This is a genomic window from Pseudomonas sp. GW821-FHT01C01 (assembly GCF_059422645.1).
On record NZ_JBWKXF010000050.1, the window covers coordinates 1 to 22,726 of the forward strand.

Consider the following 22,726-nt stretch of genomic DNA (forward strand, 5'->3'; position numbering starts at 1 on the left):
GGGGTATAGCGCAGTCCGGTAGCGCGCCTGCTTTGGGAGCAGGATGTCAGGAGTTCGAATCCCCTTACCCCGACCATATTAAAAATCCTCGTATCGAAAGATACGGGGATTTTTTTTGTCCGGATTCCAAGGGGCAGAGGTGAAGCATTCGCTGGCAAGCCAGCTCCTACAGGATTGATGCGGTTCTGTAGGAGCGGGCTTGCCCGCGAAGAGGCCCTCTCAGGCGCCGCAGATCTTAATGCAGCTTCAGGCGAGGCTCTGTGCCGCGTCCGATCTTGCTGCCGAGCATCAGCATCGCCGTGCGGAACGGTCCGTACAACGCCATCTGGTGCATACGGTACAGCGACACGTAGAACATCCGCGCCAACCAGCCTTCGAGCATCACGCTGCCGGTGAGGTTGCCCATCAAGTTACCCACAGCCGAAAAACGCGACAGCGAGATCAGCGAGCCGTAGTCGGTGTACTTGTACTCCGGCAGTGCCTTGCCTTCGATGCGCAGTTTCAACGATTTGGCCAGCAATGAGGCCTGTTGGTGAGCGGCCTGGGCGCGTGGCGGCACATTGCGGTCGCTGCCCGGTTGCGGGCAGGCGGCGCAATCACCGAACGCGAAGATGTTTTCGTCACGGGTGGTTTGCAGGGTTGGCAGCACTTGCAGCTGATTGATGCGGTTGGTTTCCAGGCCATCGATGTCCTTGAGGAAACCCGGTGCGCGAATCCCCGCGGCCCAGACTTTCAGGCTGGCCTTGATCACGTTGCCATCGGCAGTAATCAGGCTGTCGGCCGTCACTTCGCTGACCGCGGCATTGGTCATGACATTGACCCCGAGTTTCTCCAGGGTTTTATGCACAGGCCCGCCAATCCGCTCTGGCAGCGCCGGTAGTACCCGTGGTCCGGCTTCGATCAGGGTGATGTGCATGTTCTCCGGTTTGATCCGGTCCAGGCCATAGGCTGCCAACTCATGGGCGGCGTTGTGCAGTTCGGCGGCCAGCTCGACCCCGGTGGCACCAGCGCCGACGATGGCTACGCTGATTTGCTCGACCACGTCGGTTTGCCCTGCGTGGGCGCGCAAATAGTGATTGAGCAGTTGCTGGTGGAAACGCTCGGCCTGTTTGCGGGTGTCGAGGAACAGGCAGTGTTGCGCCGCGCCCTGGGTGCCGAAATCGTTGGTGGTGCTGCCGACGGAGATCACCAGCGAGTCGTAAGGCACTTCGCGGGCCGGCACCAGTTCCAGGCCGGCTTCGTCATAAGTGGCGGCCAGCTGGATTTTTTTCTTCGCGCGATCGAGCCCGCTCATGCGTCCCAGCTGGAACTCGAAGTGGTTCCATTTGGCCTGGGCCACATAGTTGAGTTCGTCTTCGGAAGAGTTCAGGGAACCGGCCGCCACTTCGTGCAACAACGGTTTCCAGATGTGGGTCAGGTTCGCGTCGACCAGCATCACACTGGCCGTGCCGCGCTTGCCCAGAGTCTTACCCAGACGGGTAGCCAACTCCAGACCGCCGGCGCCGCCGCCGACAATAACAATACGATGGGACATAGGGATAACTCGCAAGGCTAAAAGAAATCTTTGTCATCGTTACCCAAGCGAGCGCAAGGCAGCTCATAGCGTCAGGTAACTGATAAGTCGGCTCAACAGGCCCAGACCAATGGTCACTGCCAGTACCAGTACAAGGAGCATCCACGGCCGGAAAGGTCGGCGCTCGACTTGGTGCTGGGACAGTTGCAGGTACTCTTCGACATGCTTCTGGTCGTCGGGGTTCAGGCGGCTGGTCATATCGGGCCTCGTCAGGGGTAGACGTTGCTGAATGTGTAGAAGCTACAGGGAAATGATTCCCCTGTGAACGGAGCTTAGCTGTTGAGCGGGGAGGGGGCGCGGCTTACAGGCTGATCCCGACATCAAAAACAATGCTGCGCCCCAGGTTGCTGCGCAAGAAGTCCGGCGCTTCCGGGTGAGCGAACAGCACGCGGGCAAATGTCGGTCCAACCAATGACAACGAACGCCAGCCCTGGCGCAGGTATTCGGTCGGCGGCGGGAAATGGCTGTTGAGGTCCAGCACTTCGCGTTTGAGGCTGGCGAAGGCAATGATGTCCAGCTCACCCAGATCCATGCCGCGTTCTTTGTAGTTGTGCGCTTTTTTGCGCAAGGTCGGCGCCAGTCTGAGCAAAAATTCATTGGCCGGTATGCGCCGGGGCTTGGCCTCGCGGCGCACCAGTTGGCTCAGGGAAAACGCGCTGCGTCGGCGTTGCAGTTCGTCGCGCCATTCATCGTTGAGGCGCCGGCCTTCGTCGAGCACGAAGAACACCTCGAAACTGGCATCGCGAAACAACACATCCGGTGGCTCCCCGGCGGGGGCGAATTCATCGGCACGATAGGGAATGTTCAAGCCTTGCAACAGGCGCTGGCAAACCCAACGCTCCCGCTCCCATTTGCGGGCATTGGACAGGAACGCGTTGGCTTGCTCGGCCGCGATGGTCAGCAGGCGTAAATAATCTGAGTCATCCATAGGCCCAAGCTTAGCGTTCAATTGCGACAAGCAGAAAGCTTTGCATCGGCTGGAGCAACTTCGTCGCCGTAGTAGACTGCCGGGTATCGGGCCTGAACAACCAGGGAGTCTGCGGTGAAGGACGGAGGATTGGCCACATGATCGGCGCAGAGCTGCTGTCACCGGAAACGCTGTCAGTCGGCTGGCTGATTTACCTGCCGGTGCTGATCTGGGCGGTCTGCCGCGTCCCATGGGTTGAGCTGTTCACCGACAGTCGGCGCCAGCATTTGCTGTTCGGGACGGTGTTTGCGCTGTTTCTGCTGTGGCTGGTGCGGCGGGATTTCGATACAGGCGTGTCTTATCACTTTATCGGCATGACGGCGGTGACCCTGCTGCTGGACTGGCCGCTGGCGATCGTCGGCGGGCTGGTGGCGCAAGCGGGGCTGGTGCTGCTGGGTCGTCAGGACCTTGTGGCGATGGGAGTGAATGGCGCGCTGTTCATTCTGTTGCCGGTACTGGTCACTGAATGCTGCGCGATTCTGGTGGAGCGTGCGCAGCCAAAAAACCTCTTCGTGTACATCTTCGTTTCCGGTTTCTTTGCCGCGGCACTTTCGGCGTTGCTGTGTCTGGTGCTGGCGCTCACGGTGTTGTGGTACGACGAGCTGTTTGCCATGCCGTACTGGCTCGAGGATTTTATCGGTTATTTGTGGCTGATCATTTTCCCCGAGGCGTTTATCAACGGCATGGTGGTCAGTGCGCTGGTGGTGTTCTGCCCGGAATGGCTGGAGACGTTCAACCGCACCCGCTACCTCTCGGCACCGTGGAAAGACGACGATCCCCAGCCTTGATCCGGATCAAAGCCTGAAATCGCCACGGTCGGGATCAATGACGCGGGTCGAAGTCGCCGCTGAACATCTCATCCTCGGCATCGGGGGGCACTGGAATCTTGTGTTCTTCGGACGCCCAGGCGCCCAGGTCGATCAGCTTGCAGCGATCGGAGCAGAATGGCCGGAATTTGCTCTCGGCCGTCCATTCCACAGGGGCGCCGCAGGTTGGGCATTCGACGGTTGTTGGTTGGCTCATGACTGGCCTCCACGCAAAGAAAGATAAAAGTGATGCAGGCGTTCGACCTCGCTGTGCAGCCAGGCAAGGTCGCGGTCATTGACCACGACGTCGTCGGCATGGCTCACGCGATCCTGACGGCTGGACTGGGCCTTGAGGATCGCCTGGACTTGCTGCTCGCTGGTCTGGTCACGTTGCTGGGTGCGTTCGATCTGCAATTGTTCGGGCGCATCGATCACCAGCACCCGTTGGGTCATGGCGTATTGCCCGGACTCGATCAGCAGCGGTGAAACCAGAATTGCATAAGACGATTTTGCCAGTGCCAGGTGGTGAGCGATTTCCTCGCCGATCAGTGGATGCAGGAGGGCCTCCAGCCAGCGGCGTTCTTCAGGCACCTCGAAGATCAACTTGCGAAGCGCAGCGCGGTCCAGTTGCCCGTCGGTCTGCAACACGCCGGGGCCGAAGTGTTCGGCGATTTGTGCCAGTGCCGGGCGTCCAGGTTCAACGACCCAGCGAGCGGCATGATCGGCGTCGACCACATGCACGCCCAGGTCGATGAAGTGTTGGGCAGCCGCACTTTTGCCGCTGCCGATGCCGCCGGTCAGGCCGAGAATCCAGGGTTTTTCCACAGGGGTATTCATTTCAAACCGACAAACTGCCAATAGAGGTCGGTTATTTGACCACCCCAGAGCATGGCAATCCAGCCGGCAATGGCCAGATAGGGACCGAAAGGGATCGGCGTTGAAGTTTTTGCATTGCGCAAGCGCAGGGTTATCAGGCCGATAATGGCTCCCACCAGCGAGGACAGCAGGATGGTCAGTGGCAGAATTTGCCAGCCACCCCAGGCGCCCAGCATCGCCAGCAGCTTGAAATCACCGTGGCCCATGCCGTCCTTGCCCGTGATCAGCTTGAACAGCCAGAACATCGACCACAAGACGGTGTAACCGGCTATCGCACCCCATAGCGCCTCGTGCAACGACACGAACAGGCCGAAACTGTTGACGATCAACCCCAGCCAAATCAGTGGCAGTACCAGGACATCCGGCAATATTTGATGTTCGGCGTCGATCAGGCTCATCGCCAGCAACCCCCAACTCAAGACCAGCACCAGGCCGGCCGGCCAACCGAAGCCGAAGTGCCAGGCAACAAACGCCGACAACATGCCACAGGCCAGTTCGATCAATGGATAGCGCGGACTGATCGCTGCCGTGCAGGCTGAACAGCGCCCGCGCAAAAACACATAACTGAGCAGCGGAATGTTTTCCCAGGCACGAATCCGGTGACCGCAGTGCGGGCACTGGGAGTGGGGCAACATCAGGTTGTAGGTCGGCAGCGACGTTTCGCCGGGCAGCCCGAGGATGTCATGGGCCTGCTCACGCCAGTCGCGTTCGAGCATTTTCGGCAGGCGCCAGATCACGACATTGAGGAAACTGCCAACCAGCAGGCCGGTAATGCCCGCGAGAAGGACAAAGGCCAGCGGATAGTGAATCAGGATTTCATTCAAGGGCATGTCAGATCGCTGAGCCGAGTTGGAAGATGGGCAGGTACATCGCAACTACCAGGCCGCCGACGATAACACCCAGCACCACCATGATGAACGGCTCCATCAGGCTGGTGAGGTTATCGACCATGTTATCGACTTCGTCTTCATAGAACCCCGCGACTTTGTCGAGCATAGCGTCCAGCGCGCCGGACTCTTCACCGATGGCGGTCATCTGTATCGCCATGTTCGGAAAGATGCCGGACGTACGCATGGCGAAATTCAATTGCATGCCGGTCGAGACGTCCTGCCGGATGCGCAATACCGCACGCTTGAACACAATATTACCGGTTGCACCGGCCACCGATTCCAGGGCTTCCACCAGCGGCACGCCGGCAGCGAAGGTAGTCGACAGCGTGCGGGCAAATCGGGCCACGGCGGATTTGTACATCAACGTGCCCGCCAGCGGCAGTTTCAAGAGCCAGCTGTCCATCCGGTCGCGAAAGGCCGGGGATGTCCTGAAGGCGTGGCGCAGACCGAAGATCAGCGCGATCAGCACGCCGAGGACCGCCCACCACCAGGCCTGCATGAATTGCGACAGGCCAATGACCATCACGGTGAAGGCCGGCAATTCGGCGCCAAAGCCCTTGAACACCGACTCGAACTGCGGCACGACGTTGACCAGCAGAATCCCGGTGACAATCGCCGCGACGAACACCACCACCAGCGGATAGGTCATGGCTTTCTTGATCTTGGCCTTGAGGCTTTGGCTTTTTTCCTTGTAGGTCGCGACCCGCTCCAACAGGGTGTCGAGGGCACCGGCCTGCTCGCCGGCATCCACCAGGTTGCAATACAGTTCATCGAAATACTGGGGCTTCTTGCGCAGAGAGGCGGCGAAGCTGTTGCCCGCCGCGACCTCCTGTTTCAGATCGTCCACCAGCTTGCGCATGGCCGGATTGTCGAAGCCTTCGCCGATGATGTCGAACGACTGCAACAACGGCACGCCGGCCTTCATCATCGTCGCCATCTGCCGGGTGAACAGGGTGATGTCCTGGGACTTGATGCGCTTGCCCATGTTGAACAGCGAATGGTTTTTTTTGCGAACCTTGCCGGGATTGATGCCTTGCTTGCGCAGTTTCGCCTTGATCAGCGCCGGGTTTTGAGCGCTGAGCTCGCCGGTTACCTTTGTGCCTTTGCGGTCGATGCCTTCCCATGCATACACGCTGATTTTCGCTGCCTTGACCGCCATGTTCAGTCCTGGGTAATCCGGTTGAATTGCTCTTATAGCCTAGTCAAGCGACAGAGCCAAACCAGCAGGGTGAGGTGACAAAAAACGTCAGATAGTGCTGATCCTGGTGGTAGGAAAGGGCTTTACGGCTGCCACGGCCCCTGCCAACAGGGGCTTTTGGCCTTGGCACAGGCTGTGCTGCCATGTGGCAGATCATGAGCTTTCGACTCATGCATGGAGGCTGAATATGCACAAACAAAAAGGTTTTACCCTGATCGAGTTGCTTATCGTGGTGGCGATCATCGGGACCCTGGCAACACTGGGTCTGCCGATGTATTCCAAATACCAGACGCGGGCCAAAGTCACGGCGGCGCTGGCCGAGCTGACTGCAATGAAGGTGCCCTTCGAGGATGCGATCAATCAGGGGGACACCCCGACAATTGCCAACGTGGCGCCCGCCGGCGCCACATCGACTAACCACTGCGCCCTGTCGGTGACAGCTTCAACTCCAACGGGAGAGGGATCAATCGTTTGTACGTTGCAGAATGCCCCGGGGGTGGTCCTGGGCAAAACCGTCACCCTGACACGGAACGAAACTAAAGGCTGGTCGTGTAAAGGCACCGTATCCCAGGATTATTTGCCTAAAGGGTGTTCCGGTCCTGCGACATGAATAGCTGAATCAAGTCCCCGTCATTGCGTAATGCCGATCAGTTAAGCCACAACGCAATCTGTAGCAGCTGGCGTAGCCTGCGTCCGGCTGCGCAGCAGTCGTGAAATCAGAGTTCGCGGTACGTCAGAGAGATCGTGCAAGCCGGATTTACGACTGCTGCGCAGCCGGACGCAGCCTTCGGCAGCTGCTACAAGGAATGCGTAGCGGGTTCGCCTGACTGATCGGCATTACCGCCACAAAAGCTGCAGGGAAAGCTCGGAAATTCAGGACTTTAGGAACTTTCCATAAACCCGCAACTTGCATGCAGTGTTTCTGCGTCTCGTGCATTTTGCATGATTTCGAAACTTTGATAATTGCATAACTTGTTGATTTTTAAGAGTTTGATCTCTGTTTTAAAGTTGGCACAGCGTTCGCAATATCCTTGGTAACCCTGCCGACAAGACACCCGGCAGACTTTCCAGAAAAACAGGAGTTACTCGTATGAAGAAGTTCGCTATCGCTGCCGCTACTGCTACCGCGCTGACCCTGACCATGGCAAACGCGGCATTCGCCCAGACCACTCAAGCCTCTCAGGCGCCCATGACCCTGGCGGCGGGTGAAATGACCAAGGCTACAGAAGCTACTTCCGATACCTGGATCACCACTAAAGTCAAAGCCGACCTGATGACCGAAAAAGGCATTCCAGGTAGCGACATCAAGGTTGAAACCAACAAGGGCGTGGTATCGCTGTCGTCGACCACCGCCGTGACCGAAATGCAAAAAGACACGGCTGTGGCCATCACCAAGAAAATCAAAGGCGTCAAGGCGGTCTCCGCTGACGGCCTGAAAGCCGAGTAAGGCAAGGCTTCTCGCTTGGACCGGGAGAGGGCGCGACAGACGGGCCGAGTCATACGTCTGTTGCAACCTGAGCGTTTATGCGAAGAGCCCCGCGCATTTTTGCCGGGGCCAAATCAATTGTGGGAGCGGGCTTGCTCGCGAAAGCGGTTTTTCATTCAACACTGTGCTGAATGTCAGTCCGCCTTCGCGAGCAAGCCCGCTCCCACATTGGATAGTACTAATCAATTGCCGCGTTTACTGCTGATCTGCTTCAGCCGATTACCTTCGAACCGCAAGTATTGATACATCCCGCCATTGGGCCCGTAGGTCCATTCCTCGACCTGGAACTCCTCGCGTCGATCGGCACTGCGCTTGTAACCCAGCAGGTCACGGCTGACCGGCTCGCCGCATTTCTGCAGGACCTCACTCGAGCGATCGCCGACGCTGATCAATTGGCTGCCACAGCGCAGGGTATCGGCCGCCCAGGCCTGACTGGCGGATAGCGCCAGAACCAGGCCTGCCAGCTGCCGCCGAATCATCACTCGGCATCCAGATGCATCGGTGTCACCACGCGGCCGTCACTTTGCGCCTCGCCCAGATTGGCGTCGATGAAGTACACCCGGTCATCTTCCAGCTGGGCCTTGTCGACCAGGTAATCCTTGATGCTGCTGGCGCGTTCCTGGCCCAGTTGGCGCAACAGCACGTCGCTGGAACTCCAGAACTTGATCACCTCGGCACGCATTTTCGCGGTGCGCTCTTCCTTGCCCAGGTCCTTCCATTCGGCAGGGGGCTGGTTTTTCAGGCGGGTGCGGTAGATGCCTTCGAGCAACGGGCCTTTTTCCCCGTCCGGCACCTCCAGCAACGAAGCCTGGGCCGGGACCTTGTCGCCGCGGCGCTGGAGCATTTTGTAGTAGTTGTACTGGTATTCACGCTCCAGGCGCTGCTCGGCGATCAGTGGGCCATCGCTGCTCTGGGCGGCGGTGCCTTCGATTTCCAGACGCAGGGCAGGGCGTTCCTTAAGCGCTTTGGACAGTTTGTCCAGGGCGCCTTCGGCGTCCTTGCCCAATTCGCTGGAACCCGCCGCGAATGAAACGCTGCCCAGGTCTTCCGAACCGCCACCGTTGACCAGCCCGCCAATGAGCTTGAACGGTGCCGCCGCGGCTTTGACGATCAGGTTGCGCAGGGTCTGCCAGATAATCGGCATGACGCTGAACTGAGGGTTGTTCAGATCGCCAGTGACCGGCAGTTCGATGGAGATCTTGCCGTCGACGTCCTTGAGCAAGGCAATGGCCAGTTTCAGCGGCAGGCTCACGGCATCCGGGCTGTCGACTTTTTCACCCAGTTGCAGTTGCTCGACCACTACTTTGTTTTCGGCTTTGAGCTGCCCCTTGGTGATCTGGTAATGCAGGTCGAGATTGAGCCGGCCCTTGCGGATACGGTAGCCGGCGAACTTGCCGGAGTAGGGGGTCAGCGTGGTCAGTTCCACACGTTTGAAGCTGGTGGCGATGTCGAGGCTGGCCATCGGGTCGAACGGATTGACCGAACCCTTGATGGTCACCGGTGCGTAGCGATCGACCTTGCCCTTGACATCGACACTGGCCGGTTTCGGCTGGCGGCTGTCGATGGTGCCGATCTGCCCGTTGAGTTGCTGGATGGCGGTGGCGAAGTTCGGGGTCAGGCTGAAGTCGGCAAAGTTGGCCGAACCGTCATTGATGAAAATGCCGCCGATGTGGATGCCCAACGGCTTTTCGTTGCTGGCCGGTTTGCTCGCCGCCGGTTTTGCCCCGGAGTCCGCCGGTTGTGGAATCAGCAGATCGTCGATGTTGGTGGTGCGATCATCGTTGATCATGAAACGCGCATAGGGCTGGAACAGATTGATCTTGTCGATCGACAGGCTGTCCCCATGCTGATAGTTCAGGCCTTCGACTACGACCTGTTGCCACTTGAGGAAGTCACGGGTTTTCAGGGTGTCCAGGGTATGCAGCTGATCGACATGGGCGCGACCGGTAACGCTGAAGGCCAGGGGCTCGGTGCCTTTCAGGTCGACCGCCAGATCGCTGCCGAGCATGCCGCTGCGCAGTTCCAGGCGAATGAACGGCGTGATGTAGGACTGGGCAACCCGCAGGTCGATGTCTTTGGTCTGCACCTTCAGTCTGGCACTGATCGGCGCCAGGTTGACCTCGCCGTCAGCCGTGATCTTGCCTTGCTTGCCCACGCCGGTGTCGAGCTTGAAGGTAAAGGGCGAGCCGTTGAGGCTGTCGAAGTTTTGCAGGTCGAGGTTCAGCGGAGCCAGGTCCAGGGCGACGGCAGGCTGTGCCTTGCGGTCGGCCAGATGCACCTTGTAGTCGCGCAGTTGCACATCCTTGAGCAGCACCTGCCAGGGTTTGCCTGGTGCGGCCGGCTCAGGCTTCGGTGAGTCTGCCGCCGCCGGAGTGCTGGCCGGTTCGGCGTCCGCCTTGGCTTTGGCTTTGGCGGCGGGTTTGGACGGCTGGCTGGCGAACAGTTTCTGCCAGTCGAGTTGGCCGTCTGATTCCAGCGCGGCCCAGGTTTCCAGTTTGTTGCTGCGGATCTTGCCGACCACCACTTGCTGCCTGGCCAGGTCCACGGTGGTTTCGCTGACGTCCAGGCGCTCAAGCTTCACCAGCGGCCGGCCATCCGGGGCCTTGATCGCGAAGGGGGCGATGTTGACCGCTACGTTGCTCAGCAGCAGCTCGGTTTCCTTGGCCAAGCTGAATTTGTAGTCGGAACTGATGCTCATGACGCCATTTTCGAGGTCCAGTGGCACGGCATCGCGCACATAGGGCCAAAAGGCTTTCATCTTGCCATCGGTGATTTTCAGCTTACCTTCGGAGGCGATCGGGATCAGGCTGAAGTTGCCGGTCCAGTCGATCTGTCCGCCGTTGGGGCCGACGGCCACCAAGGTCATGTCAGCGCTGTCATCGGGCAGGGTGCTGAGGTTCTTCAGCTCGAAATCGAGGGTGTCGTAGAGAAACTCGATGGGCTCGCTGGGCCGGGCATCTTCAAAGTGCACGGCGCCACCGGCCAGCTTGATCCGTTCGATGCGCAGCGGAAACGGCTTGGCGTTCGGGTCGGCGGGTGTGGGTTCGCTTTCTGGCAGTTTGAACAGCCCAAGCAGATTGAGTTTGCCGTCCTTGCCGAACAGGATTTCGGTCTTGGGTTTGTCCAGCTCGACGTCGGACAGATGCACCGCCTTGGTCCACAGGCTGTCGAGTTGCAGATTGGCGTACAGGCGTTCGAAAGCGACCTGCTCCTTGCCGGGCTCGCCGATGTTCAAGCCCCAGAGGGTCAGTTCAAGGCTGAACGGATTGAACTCGATCCGCTGGATCGTGGCGGGTGTGGTGGCGTAGTTGGCCAGTTGCTGGTTGGCAACGCGCAACGCGACACCCGGTAAAATCAGAAAACCCAGCAAGCTGTAGAGGGCCAGAGCAGTCAACAAGGCGCCGATGGCGCGAATCAATCCTTTGTACATGTGCGGGGCGTCATCTGTCTGATTCGGAGTGCGTTGGAGTATGGCACGCGTTTCCGGTTCCGAAGTGATCGCCCTGTTCAGGAAGTTTCAGATTTCTCCGACAACGGTCAGAGTTGCAGGATCAGGGTTTTCAGCGGTGGTTGCTGATCCATTGACGGGAAGTCGGCGCCTGGCTTCATCACGCTCCACTCACGCACCGGCCGCCCGGCCTTCTCTGCACAGCGCAAGACCTGCTCGCGCCAGTCGTCCATGCTGACTTTCGCCAGGTTGTTGCAGCAGATCAGCACGCCGTTATCGGCGGTGGTCAGCAAGGCCGGTTTGAGCAGGCTCTGGTAGTCGCGCAGCAGGTCGACGGTGCCGAATGCGCTCTTGGCCCAGGCCGGTGGGTCCAGCAGCACCAGATCGTACTGGCGCTGTTCCAGGCGCTGATAGCTCGGCAGTTTTTGCCCGCGGCGCTGGCTGATCGGCAGACCGGCCAGTTGGCGGATGGCCGGGAAGTAGTCGGACTGGATAAATTCCATGGTCGGCAACTGCGGGTTGAGTTGACCGTTCTCCCGGCCGACTGCCAGATTGCCTTCGGCGAAGTCCAGGTTGCAGACCTCGCGCGCACCCCCGGCGGCAGCACTGAGACCGACACCACAGGTGTAGGCGAACAGGTTCAGCACGCTTTTGTTCTTGCTGTGATCCTTGACCCAGCCGCGGGTGTTGCGCAGGTCGAGGAACAGCAGCGGGTCTTGTCCGGCATGCCGACCCCGTACCCGATAGTTCAGACCCCATTCGTGGCCGACAAGGTCTTGCAGGGCGGCTTCGTCGGCGCGGTAGACGATGTCTTCACGATCGATGCGCGAGTTGCCACGGGAGCGGTCGTTGTAGACCAGCAGGGTTTCAAAACCCAGGTATTGGTTGATCGCGTCGTGCAGTTGCAGCAGCGCCTCGCGCTCCAGCGGCTGGTGGAAACTCTGCACCAGTAATTGCGGGCCGTAGCGGTCGATGGTCAGGCCACCGGCACCTTCCTGGCTGCCGTGGAACAGGCGATAGCAATCGGTGCCTTGCTGGTGCAGTTCGGCGAGCAGGTCCTGGCGTTGATCGAGGGCGGCGCGCAGCGCCTGATTCAAGGAAGACATGCTGGGCGCCTTGCAGGAGGGAATTGGGCGCGGGAGTTTAACACTGTGGCGCAGGGATGAGGGGGCTTGCCTGTGGCGAGGGAGCTTGCTCCCGCTGGGTTGCGAAGCGGCCCCAAAATCCCGGTACATTTCGGTTTTTTGCGAGCGCTACGCACTCGAGCGGGAGCAAGCTCCCTCGCCACAGAGTGATCACATTCAAGACGTTGTGTTCAGGTCAGTAAACCCATCCGTCGTTTAGCCCGTTGCACCGATCCATTACGCACCGCCCAGCGCAGCATCGGCGCACTGCGATTGACGCTGGCGCGGATCAGCTTGCGTTGCAGCGGGTTCTGGCTGACGCCGAGCATCTCGCTGGCCCAGTCCGGCAGCAGATCGATCCCGGCCTGCATCATCAAACCGCCGAAAGGCTTGGCCAGGCGGCTGGGGGAGGGGGCGTTCAACAACAGGCGCAAGACTTCGCGACTGCGTTCGTCGCACAGCAACTGTGGACGCATGCGCTCAAGGTAGTCGGAAATTTCCTGCCGCGAACGGGGTACATCCCGGGCCCCGAGTCGCTCGGCGACCAGGGCAATTTCAGCGTAGTAGCGATCCTGATCGGCCAGGGACAGGTGCGGGTTGCGATAGCGCAAATGCGCGGCCAGGAAGTTGCTGACTTCCGCCACGTGCACCCACGTCAGCAATTCGGGATCGCTGGCAGCGTAGGCGCGTCCGTCCGGTGCCGTGCCAGTGATCTGCAAATGGATGGTGCGGACTTTTTCGATCAGCCAGTCGGCGTCCTGTCGAGAACCGAACGTGGTGCCTGAGATGAACTGCCCGGTGCGGCGCAAGCGGCCGAGCATGTCTTCACGAAAGTTCGAATGGTCCCAGACCCCGGCCAATGCCAGCGGGTGCAGGGCCTGCAGCATCAGGGCGCTGATGCCACCGATCAGCATGCTGCTGAAATCGCCATGGACTTGCCAGCTCACCGAGTCCGGCCCGAACAGCCCGGGGTCGCCCTTGGGGTTTTCCAGGTCGAGTTTGCCCAGGGACAATCCGCTCAGGCTCATGATCTGGGTTTCGATGCGGGTGCGGATGAATTCCATGGCAACTCAATAGGTTCTGTAGGAGCGAGCTCGCTCGCGATGGACGTTAACGATAACGCGTATTTCCTGAATATACGCGGCGCGCCTGAGTTCATCGCGAGCGAGCTCGCTCCTACAGAGGGCAGTACGTTATTGATTCAGGCGTTTGTCGATCAGGCCCTGCACCACGCTCGGGTCGGCCAGTGTCGAAGTATCACCCAGGCTGTCCAGTTCATTGCAGGCGATCTTGCGCAGTATGCGCCGCATGATCTTGCCCGAGCGGGTTTTCGGTAAGGCCGGCGCCCACTGGATCAAATCCGGTTTGGCGAAACTGCCGATTTCCTGGCTGACGAGGGCCAGCAATTCTTTTTTCAGTTCATCGTTGGTGTCGACGCCGTTCATGGGCGTGACGAAGACATAGATGCCCTGGCCCTTGATGTCGTGGGGGTAACCGACCGCAGCGGCCTCGGCGATGCTCTCGTGCAGCACCAGGGCGCTTTCCACTTCGGCGGTGCCGATACGGTGGCCGGACACGTTGATCACATCGTCGATGCGCCCGGTGATCCAGTAGTCGCCATCTTCATCGCGTCGTGCGCCGTCGCCGGTGAAGTAGTAGCCGGGGTAGGGCTTGAAGTAGGTGTCGACCATGCGCTGCGGGTCGCGATAGACGCTGCGGATCTGCGCCGGCCAGCTGGATTTTATGGCCAGGACGCCGCTGCCGGCGCCTTTGATTTCCTTGCCTTGCTCGTCGAGCAACACCGGCTGCACGCCGAACATCGGTTGCGTCGCACAACCAGGCTTGATCCTCTGCGCACTGACCAGCGGGCTGAGCATGATGCCGCCGGTTTCTGTCTGCCACCAGGTATCGACGATCGGGCAGCGCTCTTCGCCGACCTCATGGAAGTACCACTCCCAGGCTTCCGGGTTGATCGGCTCGCCGACCGTACCGAGTAGTCTGACGCTGGCGCGGGATGTTTGCTTCAGCGGTCCGGGGCCTTCGCGCATCAGCGCGCGCAGGGCCGTCGGGGCGGTGTAGAAAATGTTCACCTTGTGCTTGTCGATCACCTGCCAGAAGCGCGAAGTGCTCGGGTAGCTCGGCACGCCTTCGAAGATCAGCGTGGTCGCGCCATTGGCCAGCGGACCGTAGACGATGTAGCTGTGGCCAGTGACCCAACCGACATCGGCGGTGCACCAGAAGACTTCGCCGTCGCGGTAGTCCAGCACGTACTTGAAGGTCATCGCTGCTTGCAGCAGGTAGCCGCCGGTAGTGTGCAACACGCCTTTGGGTTTGCCGGTGCTGCCGGAGGTGTAGAGGATGAACAGCGGGTCTTCGGCGTCCATCGGCTCGGGCGGGCAATCGGCGCTGGCTTCGCGCAGGGCCTGCTGGTACTTGATGTCCCGTCCTTCGACCCAGTTCACTTGTCCTTTACTGCGCTCGACCACCAGCACGGTGCTCACGTCCGGGCAGCTTTGCAGCGCCTTGTCGACGTTCTGCTTGAGTGGCACGACCTTGCCGCCACGCACGCCTTCGTCCGCGGTAATCACGGTGCGGCAGTCGGCGTCGAGAATACGGTCGCGCAACGAGTCCGGGGAGAAGCCGCCGAACACCACCGAGTGCACCGCGCCGATGCGGGTACAGGCAAGCATGGCGTAGGCCGCCTCGGGAATCATCGGCATGTAGATGCACACGCGGTCGCCTTTTTTCACACCACGGCTTTTCAGCACGTTGGCCAGGCGGCAGACGTTTTCATGCAGTTTTTTGTAGGTAATGGAGGTGGAGTCGGCAGGGTCGTCGCCTTCCCAGATGATGGCGACCTGATCGCCGCGTTTTTCCAGGTGCCGGTCGATGCAGTTGTAGCTGACGTTCAATTGCGCACCGGCGAACCAGCTGGCTTCACCGGTTTTCAGGTTGTAGCGCTGGACGGTTTCCCAGGGCGCGCTCCAGTCGAGAAAACGCGTGGCCTGTTCGGCCCAGAAGGTGCTGGGGTGTTCGACGGATTGGCGGTACAGGCGCTGATAGTCGTCTTGACTCAATTGTGCAGCCCGGCGGACGGCATCGGCTTTGGGGAACGTGCTGATATCGAACATGACGGTTCCTTATTCTTGTTTTGCGACAAGAGGGGAGCTGCGCGACCCTCGTAGGAGCTGGCTTGCCAGCGAAAGCGCGGTGTCAGTCAACATTTACTTGACTGACACACCGTCTTCGCTGGCAAGCCAGCTCCTACAAGGTTAGTACCGCCCCATAGGAATGGCGTCAAATCAACCGCGGTGACGACCACGGAAGTAATTGATCAGCCCTTGGGTCGAGGCGTCCTCGGCCGGGGTTTCTTCGCTGCCGACCAGGCGGTTGTAGACGCCTTTGCCCAGCTCTTTACCCAGCTCCACACCCCACTGGTCGAAGGCATTGATGCCCCAGATCACGCTTTGCACGAAGACTTTGTGTTCGTACATCGCCACCAGAGCGCCGAGGCGACGCGGGCTGATGCGTTCGACCACCAGGGTGTTGCTCGGACGGTTGCCCGGGATCACCTTGTGCGGCGCGAGTTTGTGCACCTCGGCCTCACTCATGCCTTTGTCACGCAGCTCGGTTTCGGCCTCGCCAAGGGTCTTGCCGAGCATCAGCGCCTGGCTCTGTGACAGGCAGTTGGCGTACAGCCACTGGTGGTGGTCGGACACCGGGTTGAAGCTGACGATCGGCACGATGAAGTCGGCCGGGATCAGTTGGGTGCCCTGGTGCAGCAATTGGTGATAGGCATGCTGGCCGTTGCAGCCGACGCCACCCCAGATCACCGGGCCGGTGTCGGTGGACACTGGCTTGCCATCCTGGCGCACGCTCTTGCCGTTGGATTCCATGTCCAGCTGTTGCAGGTGCTTGGTGATGTTACGCAGGTAGTGATCGTACGGCAGGATCGCGTGGCTTTGCGCGCCCCAGAAGTTGCCGTACCACACGCCGAGCAAGGCCAGCAGCACCGGCATGTTCTGTTCGAACGGCGCACTCTGGAAGTGCTGGTCCATGGTGTAGGCACCGGACAGCAACTCCTTGAAGTTGGACATGCCGATGGCCAGGGCAATCGGCAAACCGATGGCCGACCACAGCGAGTAGCGCCCGCCAACCCAGTCCCACATCGGGAAGATGTTCTCTTCGCGGATGCCGAACGCTACCGCAGCGGCGTTGTTGCTCGATACCGCGATGAAGTGGCGATACAGCTCGGCTTCCGAACCACCCTGGGCCAGATACCAGGCACGTGCGGCCTGGGCGTTCTTCAGGGTTTCGAGGGTGTTGAAGGATTTCGACGAGACAATGAACAGCGTGGTCTCGGCGCGCAGCTTCATGGTCAGTTCGTGGAACTCACTGCCGTCGATGTTCGCCAGGTAATGGCAACGCACGCCTTTCTGGGCGTAGGACAGCAAGGCTTCGGACACCAGCTCCGGGCCGAGGAAGGAACCGCCGATGCCGATGTTGACCACGTCGGTGATCGGCTTCTCGGTGTAACCGCGCCACAGACCATCGTGGATACGGCCGACAAGGTCGGTGATCTGGTTCAGCACCTTGTGCACTTCCGGCATCACGTTGACGCCATTGACCGACAGCTTGTCGCCAACCGGGCGGCGCAGGGCGGTATGCAGGGCTGGACGGCCTTCGGAAGAGTTGACGATTTCGCCGTCGAACAGCGACTTGATCGCGCCCTTGAGGTCGACTTCGTTGGCCAGGCCCACCAGCAGATTACGGGTCTCGGCGTTGATCAGGTTCTTCGAGTAGTCGAGAAACAGACCGCAGCTGCTGAGGGTGAGTTGAGTAAAGCGCTGCGGATCGGCATTGAAGGCCTCGCGCATGCTGAAATCCTGCATGGCTTGGCGGTGGTCATTCAACGCTTGCCAGGCGGGCAGAGCGGTAACGTCGTGAGGAGTGCGGTAATACGCCATCGCTGCGGGTTTCCTTTTTACTTGAACGGCCTTTTGAACACTAAAAATCCCGGAGCGCTATGGGAGGGCGTCCGGTCAACTGCGTCGACACGATTTCATGGCGCAGGGCGAATACAGTAAACCCCGCGCAATGATCTGTCTTGACTTTGTCTGACCTGTTTCCGGTACTTTTTTAACACCGAAGGCAGGAGCAGCCGACAAACGGAAGGGAGACAGTCTTCGATCAGGCGACCTGGACCGGAATGGCATTACTGGTGTGGCTCAACTCATTGCCCGGCGCCATGTAGAGCATGCGCGGCTTGAAGTTGAGCAGTTCGGCTTCGCTGTAGTGGGCGTAAGCGCAGATGATCACGCGATCGCCGACCTTGGCCTTGTGCGCGGCAGCACCGTTGACCGAGATCATGCGCGAGCCTTCTTCGCCACGGATGGCGTAGGTGGTGAAGCGCTCGCCGTTGTCGACGTTGTAGATCTGGATCTGTTCGTACTCACGGATGCCGGACAGGTCCAGCCATTCACCGTCGATGGCGCAGGAGCCTTCGTAATCGAGTACAGCGTGGGTGACTTCGGCGCGATGCAGCTTGGCTTTGAGCATGATGGCGTGCATGAGTGTTTCCCAGGTCGGAATCGAACGGCGGGCAGTTTGCCCGAAGGCTTTGTGGGCGGCAATACAGCTTGGGAACCGGCGCAGATCTAATGTGGGAGCGGGCTTGCTCGCGAAAGCGGCCTGACAGTCAATTTTTATGTTGAATGTTAAATCGTCTTCGCGAGCAAGCCCGCTCCCACATTTGTTTTGTGGTGTTCAGGCTGGAGCGTCGAGGTTCAGGTGCAGGTTGTCGATCAACCGCGTCGTACCGAGGAACGCTGCCACCAGAATCACCAGGTCACGATCCTGCGCCGTCGCCGGGCGCAGGGTCAGTGCATGGCGGATTTCCAGATAGTCAGGGCGCAGGCCAGCTGTTTCGAGCTGTTTGATCTGCGTGTCGATCAGCGCCGGGTAATCGCGTTCGCCCTGCTTGATCGCCTCACTGATCGCATTCAGCGTGCGGTAGACCACCGGTGCCACAGCGCGCTGCTCTTCGTTGAGGAAACCGTTGCGCGACGACAGCGCCAGGCCATCGGTTGCGCGAACAGTGGGCTCACCGATGATCTGGATTGGCATGTTCAGGTCATGTACCAGCGCGCGAATCACCGCCAGTTGCTGGAAGTCTTTCTCACCGAAAATCGCCAGGTCCGGCTGGACCATGTTGAACAGTTTGCTGACCACCGTCGCCACGCCTTCGAAATGCCCTGGACGGCTGGCACCGCACAGGCCTTCGGACAATTGCGGGACACTGACGCGGGTCTGCCCGGCCATGCCATCGGGATACATCTCCTCGACGGTTGGCGCGAACAACAAATGACAACCGGCCTGGAGCAGTTTCTCCTGGTCGGCGGCGAGGGTGCGCGGGTACTTGTCGAGGTCTTCGCCAGCGCCGAATTGCAGCGGATTGACGAAAACGCTCGCGATCACGAAGTCCGCCCGTTGGGAGGCTTTGGTCACCAATGCAACGTGGCCGCTGTGCAGGTTGCCCATCGTCGGCACAAAGGCAATGCGCTTGCCTTCGCTACGGGCACGGGCCACGGCGGCCCGCAGTTCGCGTACGGTTTTTACGGTGTTCATGCAGAGAATCCGTGTTCGATCCCAGGGAAAGTCGCCGCCTTGACTTCAGTCACGTAGGCACTCAATGCAGCTTCAATGCTGGTCTGGCCAGTCATGAAGTTTTTCACGAATTTTGGCACGCGGCCGGTAATGGACAGCCCCAGCATGTCGTGCAGAACCAGCACCTGGCCATCGGTGCGATTGCCGGCGCCAATACCAATTACCGGTATCTTCACCGCCTGGGTGATTTCTTCTGCCAATTCGCTCGGGACGCATTCGAGCAATAGCATTGCCGCGCCAGCCTGTTCCAGGGAAATCGCGTCGGCACGCATTTGCCGCGCCTGGTTTTCATTGCGACCCTGGACCTTGTAGCCACCAAGGATGTTCACCGATTGCGGCGTCAGTCCCATGTGCGCGCATACAGGGATGCCGCGCTCGGCCAGCAGGCGAATTGAATCGGCCAGCCACAACGCCCCTTCAACCTTGACCATGTGCGCACCGGCCTGCATCAACAGGGCGCTGTTGTTCATGGCTTGTTCGGTGGTGGCGTAGGCCATGAAAGGCAGGTCGGCGAGGATCAGGGCATCGCTGTTACCGCGTTTGACGGCGGCCACGTGATACGCCATTTCTGCGGTGGTGACAGGCAAGGTGCTGTCGTGGCCCTGCAAAACCATGCCGAGGGAGTCGCCCACCAGCAGCACTTCGACGCCGGCCTGATTGCAGGCGTGGGCGAAGGTCGCGTCGTAGCAGGTCAGCATGGTGATCTTCTCACCTTTTTGCTTCAGACCTTGCAGGGTGGTCAGGGTGATGGCTGGCATGAAAAGTTCCTCATTCAGGCGCTGTGGAAACTACTGCGAGTAACGCGCGTGATTCTTCGTGAAATACAGGCGCACGTTCTTTTGTCGTGCTTTTAAGGCCTGGATTGCGCCCTTAAACGCCGTGTTGGCGGCAGCGGGACGCCTATAGTCGTGAGGAGAACGAGGGAAGTCAATTGCGTGTGTTACCGCATTGTTACGGGTGGGGTGTTACCGGGGTAACTGATGCGATTCAGCAGCAGATCTTGTGCTCGACACAAAACCAATGTGGGAGCGGGCTTGCTCGCGAAAGCGGTGTTTCAGCCAACATTGATTCTGAATGACACACCGCTTTCGCGAGCAAGCCCGCTCCCACAGGGGATTTGTGTCACGTCGGGAGCAGGCGTTCCAGGCCGACGAACGGGCATGCCTTGAGCAGATCGGCCAAGGTCCGGCCATCGGCCAGTCGCAGGTCCGCAGGTGCCAGTTCCGCCAGCGGATACAACACGAAGGCCCGTTCCTGCATATGGTAATGGGGAACCTTGAGGCGCGGTTCATCGATCAGCCGGTCACCGAACAGCAAGATGTCGAGGTCCAGCGTACGCGGCCCCCAGCGCTCAAGGCGCTCGCGACCCTGTCCGTTTTCGATGGCCTGCAAGGCATCGAGCAAGTCCAGCGCTGCCAGCGTGCTGTCGAGAGCGGCCACCGCATTGGTGTAGCGCGGTTGGCCAGGTAGCAGCGAGTCACTTTGATAAAACGCGGAAACTCCGACCAGCTCCGATTGCGGCAACTGCGCCAGCGCCTCGACGGCGCTGCGCAATTGTTCGGCGGGGTCAGCCAGATTGCTGCCCATGCCGATGTAGATGCGTTCCATGGATTACTCGCCCGTGGTGCTCGAAGCGCCAGCGGCGCGTTTGCGCTTGGAACCACCACTGCGACGACGCTTGCGCGGGGCGCCGGTGCCTTCGTCCTTGCCGCTGAGGTCGCGAATCATGTCGCGGCGCTCACTGTCGTTGGCGTCCTGGTAGTCCGTCCACCATTCGCCCAGGCCGTCGGTCTGTTCGCCAGCGCTTTCGCGTAGCAGCAGGAAGTCGTAGCCGGCGCGGAAACGCGGATTGTCCAGCAGCAGATCGGCACGCTTGCCGCTGCGGCGGGGCAGGCGCTCCTGCATGTCCCAGATCTCGCGAATCGGCATGGTGAAGCGTTTCGGAATCGCGATGCGCTGGCACTGTTCGGCAATCAGTTCGTGCGCCGCTTCCTGCATTGCCGGAATCGGCGGCATGCCACGCTCCTGCAGGCGCAAGACGCGGGCCGGCAGGGCAGGCCAGAGCAGGGCTGCAAACAGGAATGCCGGGGTGACCGGTTTGTTCTGCTTGATCCGCAAGTCGGTATTGATCAGGGCTTCGCTGATCAGGGTGTGGGTGTACGTCGGGTTGTATTCCAGTGCTTCGGCGCTGGCCGGGAACAGTGGATCGAACAACTGCAGGTCGACCAGCATTTCAAACGTATCCGCGGCATGGCCGGAGAGGAACAGCTTGAGTACTTCTTCGAACAGGCGAGCTGACGGGATTTCGCGCAGCATCGGCGCCAGGTCGCGGATTGGCAGGGCACTGTGTTTTTCAATGCCGAAGTTCAGCTTGGCGGCGAAACGCACGGCCCGCAGCATGCGTACCGGGTCTTCCTGATAGCGTTGCTTCGGATCGCCGATCAGGCGGATCAAGTGATTGCGGATATCGTGTACGCCGTTGGCGTAGTCGAGGACGCGTTCGCTGACCGGATCGTAATACAGGGCATTGATGGTGAAGTCACGACGTTGCGCGTCTTCCTCCAGGGTGCCATAGACGTTATCGCGCAAGATGCGCCCGCTTTCGTTGCGGGAAGACTGGTTGCTGTCTTCCTCGTCTTCGTTTTGCGGGTGATTGGCGCGGAAGGTCGCGACTTCGATGATTTCGCGGCCGAAGTGGATGTGCACCAGTTTGAATCGGCGCCCGATGATTCGCGCGTTGCGGAATTCGGCCCGCACCTGCTCGGGTGTGGCGCTGGTGGCAACGTCGAAATCTTTCGGTGTGATGCCCAGCAGCATGTCGCGCACGCAACCGCCAACCAGGTAAGCCTGATAACCGGCGCTCTGCAGGCGTTCAACGATATTCACCGCGTAACGGCTGAATTGCGCCTTTTGCAGCGAATGTTGGCCGCTGTTGAGCACTTCAGGCGTGCTGCGAATGTGTTGCGTAGGACGCTTGGGAGAACGGAATGACTGGAACAGCTTCTTCAGCATGGGATGCACTGTTTGAAGGAATATTCGGCCATAACAGAAGAATGACCGCATGATGGGCGGGGATTCTAGCATTTAGTCGGGGGATGGTGTAGGAAGCTGCGCAAGCGCGTGAAGGACGTCTCTTAACGACATAAATGGCTGCCTGTAGCAGCTGTCGAGCAGCGCGAGGCTGCGTTCGGCGGCGAAGCTGTCGTGAAACCTGAGGTTGCGGTGTGTCAGAAGGAACGAGTTGCCTGGATTTACGACGGCTTCGCCGCCGAACGCAGCCTCGCGGGCTCGGCAGCTGCTACATGCCAAACGCCAGAAACCACAAGGGGAGCCGAAGCTCCCCAAGAAGTAGTTGCATGCTCTATTTTTATTTTTGGTTTCGGGCTTTTTGTTTTTGTTGAGTGCCCTCGCCATGAAGCTTTCCTTCATGACCCTCCCAATCGGGAGCCAAGAGCAAACGGATTGCTTTGGTCGCTGAATTGCAATGATCTTTCGATCCAACCAGTACAGGCTCTGCCTTATGACAGTTTTTTGTTGTTCTCGGCCTGGTCGTGGGGCAAGCCCCAAATACAACGCCTCTCCAAAAGAATCAGTTAGCTGCGCCTCTCGCCGTCTTGTTTTTATTGTGCGTGAGTCGATTCGTCTTATTTTTATTGTCTTGTGCATTGCTTGTTATTGTTCTTGTACTAAAC

At 59.7% G+C, this 22,726-nt stretch carries 22 protein-coding genes; 3 read left to right on the forward strand and 19 right to left on the reverse strand.

The genetic code is table 11. The features are described 5' to 3' along the window. Positions 1-235: 235 nt before the first annotated feature. The 3 genes from AC07XF_RS23390 to AC07XF_RS23400 all read right to left on the reverse strand — a co-directional run bounded on the left by AC07XF_RS23390 (position 236) and on the right by AC07XF_RS23400 (position 2,501). Positions 236-1,534, reverse strand: a complete 1,299-nt coding sequence (locus tag AC07XF_RS23390) for an NAD(P)/FAD-dependent oxidoreductase (protein WP_495028369.1) — start codon at positions 1,532-1,534, stop codon at positions 236-238. A gap of 63 nt (positions 1,535-1,597) precedes the next feature. Next, the gene (locus AC07XF_RS23395; RefSeq protein WP_007970531.1) at positions 1,598-1,771 is read right to left on the reverse strand and encodes a DUF3094 domain-containing protein; all 174 of its coding nucleotides are present in this window, start codon (positions 1,769-1,771) and stop codon (positions 1,598-1,600) included. A gap of 103 nt (positions 1,772-1,874) precedes the next feature. Next, positions 1,875-2,501 (reverse strand): DUF1780 domain-containing protein, encoded by a 627-nt coding sequence (locus AC07XF_RS23400; protein ID WP_116581801.1) that lies wholly within the window; start codon positions 2,499-2,501, stop codon positions 1,875-1,877. Between the two features lie 137 nt (positions 2,502-2,638). Between AC07XF_RS23400 and AC07XF_RS23405 the strand changes: the two genes are divergently transcribed. Beyond that, positions 2,639-3,328, forward strand: coding sequence for an energy-coupling factor ABC transporter permease (locus AC07XF_RS23405; RefSeq protein ID WP_495028370.1), 690 nt, complete (start codon positions 2,639-2,641; stop codon positions 3,326-3,328). A gap of 34 nt (positions 3,329-3,362) precedes the next feature. Here AC07XF_RS23405 and yacG read toward each other — a convergent pair whose 3' ends face one another. From yacG to AC07XF_RS23425, 4 genes are read right to left on the reverse strand one after another with little or no spacing between them, the layout of a single operon-like run. Continuing rightward, positions 3,363-3,563 (reverse strand): DNA gyrase inhibitor YacG, encoded by a 201-nt coding sequence (gene yacG / locus AC07XF_RS23410; RefSeq protein WP_218432541.1) that lies wholly within the window; start codon positions 3,561-3,563, stop codon positions 3,363-3,365. After that, a complete protein-coding gene (gene coaE / locus AC07XF_RS23415) occupies positions 3,560-4,183 on the reverse strand; it encodes a dephospho-CoA kinase (RefSeq protein ID WP_495028371.1) in 624 nt (207 codons plus the stop codon). The genes yacG and coaE overlap by 4 nt, the downstream gene beginning before the upstream one ends. Then, complete coding sequence (locus tag AC07XF_RS23420) at positions 4,180-5,052, reverse strand: prepilin peptidase (protein ID WP_495028372.1); 873 nt, start codon at positions 5,050-5,052, stop codon at positions 4,180-4,182. Before AC07XF_RS23420 ends, coaE begins: the two co-directional genes overlap by 4 nt. 1 nt (position 5,053) lies before the next feature. Further along, positions 5,054-6,271: a type II secretion system F family protein gene (locus AC07XF_RS23425; RefSeq protein WP_495028373.1), complete on the reverse strand. Its 1,218-nt coding sequence runs from the start codon at positions 6,269-6,271 to the stop codon at positions 5,054-5,056. 226 nt (positions 6,272-6,497) lie between these two features. On the opposite strand from AC07XF_RS23425, the gene AC07XF_RS23430 reads away from it, so the two are divergent. Both AC07XF_RS23430 and AC07XF_RS23435 read left to right on the forward strand, forming a co-directional pair. Beyond that, positions 6,498-6,920: a pilin gene (locus tag AC07XF_RS23430; RefSeq protein WP_495028374.1), complete on the forward strand. Its 423-nt coding sequence runs from the start codon at positions 6,498-6,500 to the stop codon at positions 6,918-6,920. 480 nt (positions 6,921-7,400) lie between these two features. Further along, positions 7,401-7,757, forward strand: a complete 357-nt coding sequence (locus AC07XF_RS23435; protein ID WP_495028375.1) for a BON domain-containing protein — start codon at positions 7,401-7,403, stop codon at positions 7,755-7,757. Positions 7,758-7,978: 221 nt separating this feature from the next. Here the strand turns inward: AC07XF_RS23435 and AC07XF_RS23440 are convergent, their stop codons facing one another. From AC07XF_RS23440 to AC07XF_RS23495, 12 genes are all read right to left on the reverse strand, one after another. Continuing rightward, on the reverse strand, positions 7,979-8,275 hold the full coding sequence (locus AC07XF_RS23440) for a DUF2845 domain-containing protein (protein WP_495028376.1): 297 nt from the start codon (positions 8,273-8,275) through the stop codon (positions 7,979-7,981). Then, on the reverse strand, positions 8,275-11,226 hold the full coding sequence (locus AC07XF_RS23445) for a DUF748 domain-containing protein (RefSeq protein WP_495028377.1): 2,952 nt from the start codon (positions 11,224-11,226) through the stop codon (positions 8,275-8,277). Before AC07XF_RS23445 ends, AC07XF_RS23440 begins: the two co-directional genes overlap by 1 nt. A 107-nt stretch (positions 11,227-11,333) precedes the next feature. Next, positions 11,334-12,350 (reverse strand): class I SAM-dependent rRNA methyltransferase, encoded by a 1,017-nt coding sequence (locus AC07XF_RS23450; protein WP_495028378.1) that lies wholly within the window; start codon positions 12,348-12,350, stop codon positions 11,334-11,336. A gap of 209 nt (positions 12,351-12,559) precedes the next feature. After that, positions 12,560-13,432: an oxygenase MpaB family protein gene (locus AC07XF_RS23455; RefSeq protein ID WP_495028379.1), complete on the reverse strand. Its 873-nt coding sequence runs from the start codon at positions 13,430-13,432 to the stop codon at positions 12,560-12,562. Between the two features lie 129 nt (positions 13,433-13,561). Then, positions 13,562-15,499: an acetate--CoA ligase gene (gene acs / locus AC07XF_RS23460; RefSeq protein WP_495028380.1), complete on the reverse strand. Its 1,938-nt coding sequence runs from the start codon at positions 15,497-15,499 to the stop codon at positions 13,562-13,564. A 171-nt stretch (positions 15,500-15,670) separates the two neighbouring features. After that, on the reverse strand, positions 15,671-17,335 hold the full coding sequence (pgi, locus tag AC07XF_RS23465; RefSeq protein ID WP_495028381.1) for a glucose-6-phosphate isomerase: 1,665 nt from the start codon (positions 17,333-17,335) through the stop codon (positions 15,671-15,673). A 223-nt stretch (positions 17,336-17,558) separates the two neighbouring features. Then, a complete protein-coding gene (panD, locus tag AC07XF_RS23470; RefSeq protein WP_003228271.1) occupies positions 17,559-17,939 on the reverse strand; it encodes an aspartate 1-decarboxylase in 381 nt (126 codons plus the stop codon). Positions 17,940-18,134: 195 nt separating this feature from the next. Beyond that, the gene (panC, locus tag AC07XF_RS23475) at positions 18,135-18,995 is read right to left on the reverse strand and encodes a pantoate--beta-alanine ligase (protein ID WP_495028382.1); all 861 of its coding nucleotides are present in this window, start codon (positions 18,993-18,995) and stop codon (positions 18,135-18,137) included. Further along, positions 18,992-19,792, reverse strand: coding sequence for a 3-methyl-2-oxobutanoate hydroxymethyltransferase (gene panB, locus AC07XF_RS23480; protein WP_495028383.1), 801 nt, complete (start codon positions 19,790-19,792; stop codon positions 18,992-18,994). Before panB ends, panC begins: the two co-directional genes overlap by 4 nt. 364 nt (positions 19,793-20,156) lie before the next feature. Next, positions 20,157-20,642, reverse strand: a complete 486-nt coding sequence (gene folK / locus AC07XF_RS23485; RefSeq protein ID WP_495028384.1) for a 2-amino-4-hydroxy-6-hydroxymethyldihydropteridine diphosphokinase — start codon at positions 20,640-20,642, stop codon at positions 20,157-20,159. A gap of 3 nt (positions 20,643-20,645) precedes the next feature. Next, the gene (locus AC07XF_RS23490) at positions 20,646-22,046 is read right to left on the reverse strand and encodes a polynucleotide adenylyltransferase PcnB (protein WP_495028385.1); all 1,401 of its coding nucleotides are present in this window, start codon (positions 22,044-22,046) and stop codon (positions 20,646-20,648) included. 72 nt (positions 22,047-22,118) lie between these two features. Then, entirely contained in the window at positions 22,119-22,463 is a 345-nt protein-coding gene (locus AC07XF_RS23495; protein ID WP_495028386.1) for a hypothetical protein, read from the reverse strand. Between the last annotated feature and the right edge of the window lie 263 nt (positions 22,464-22,726).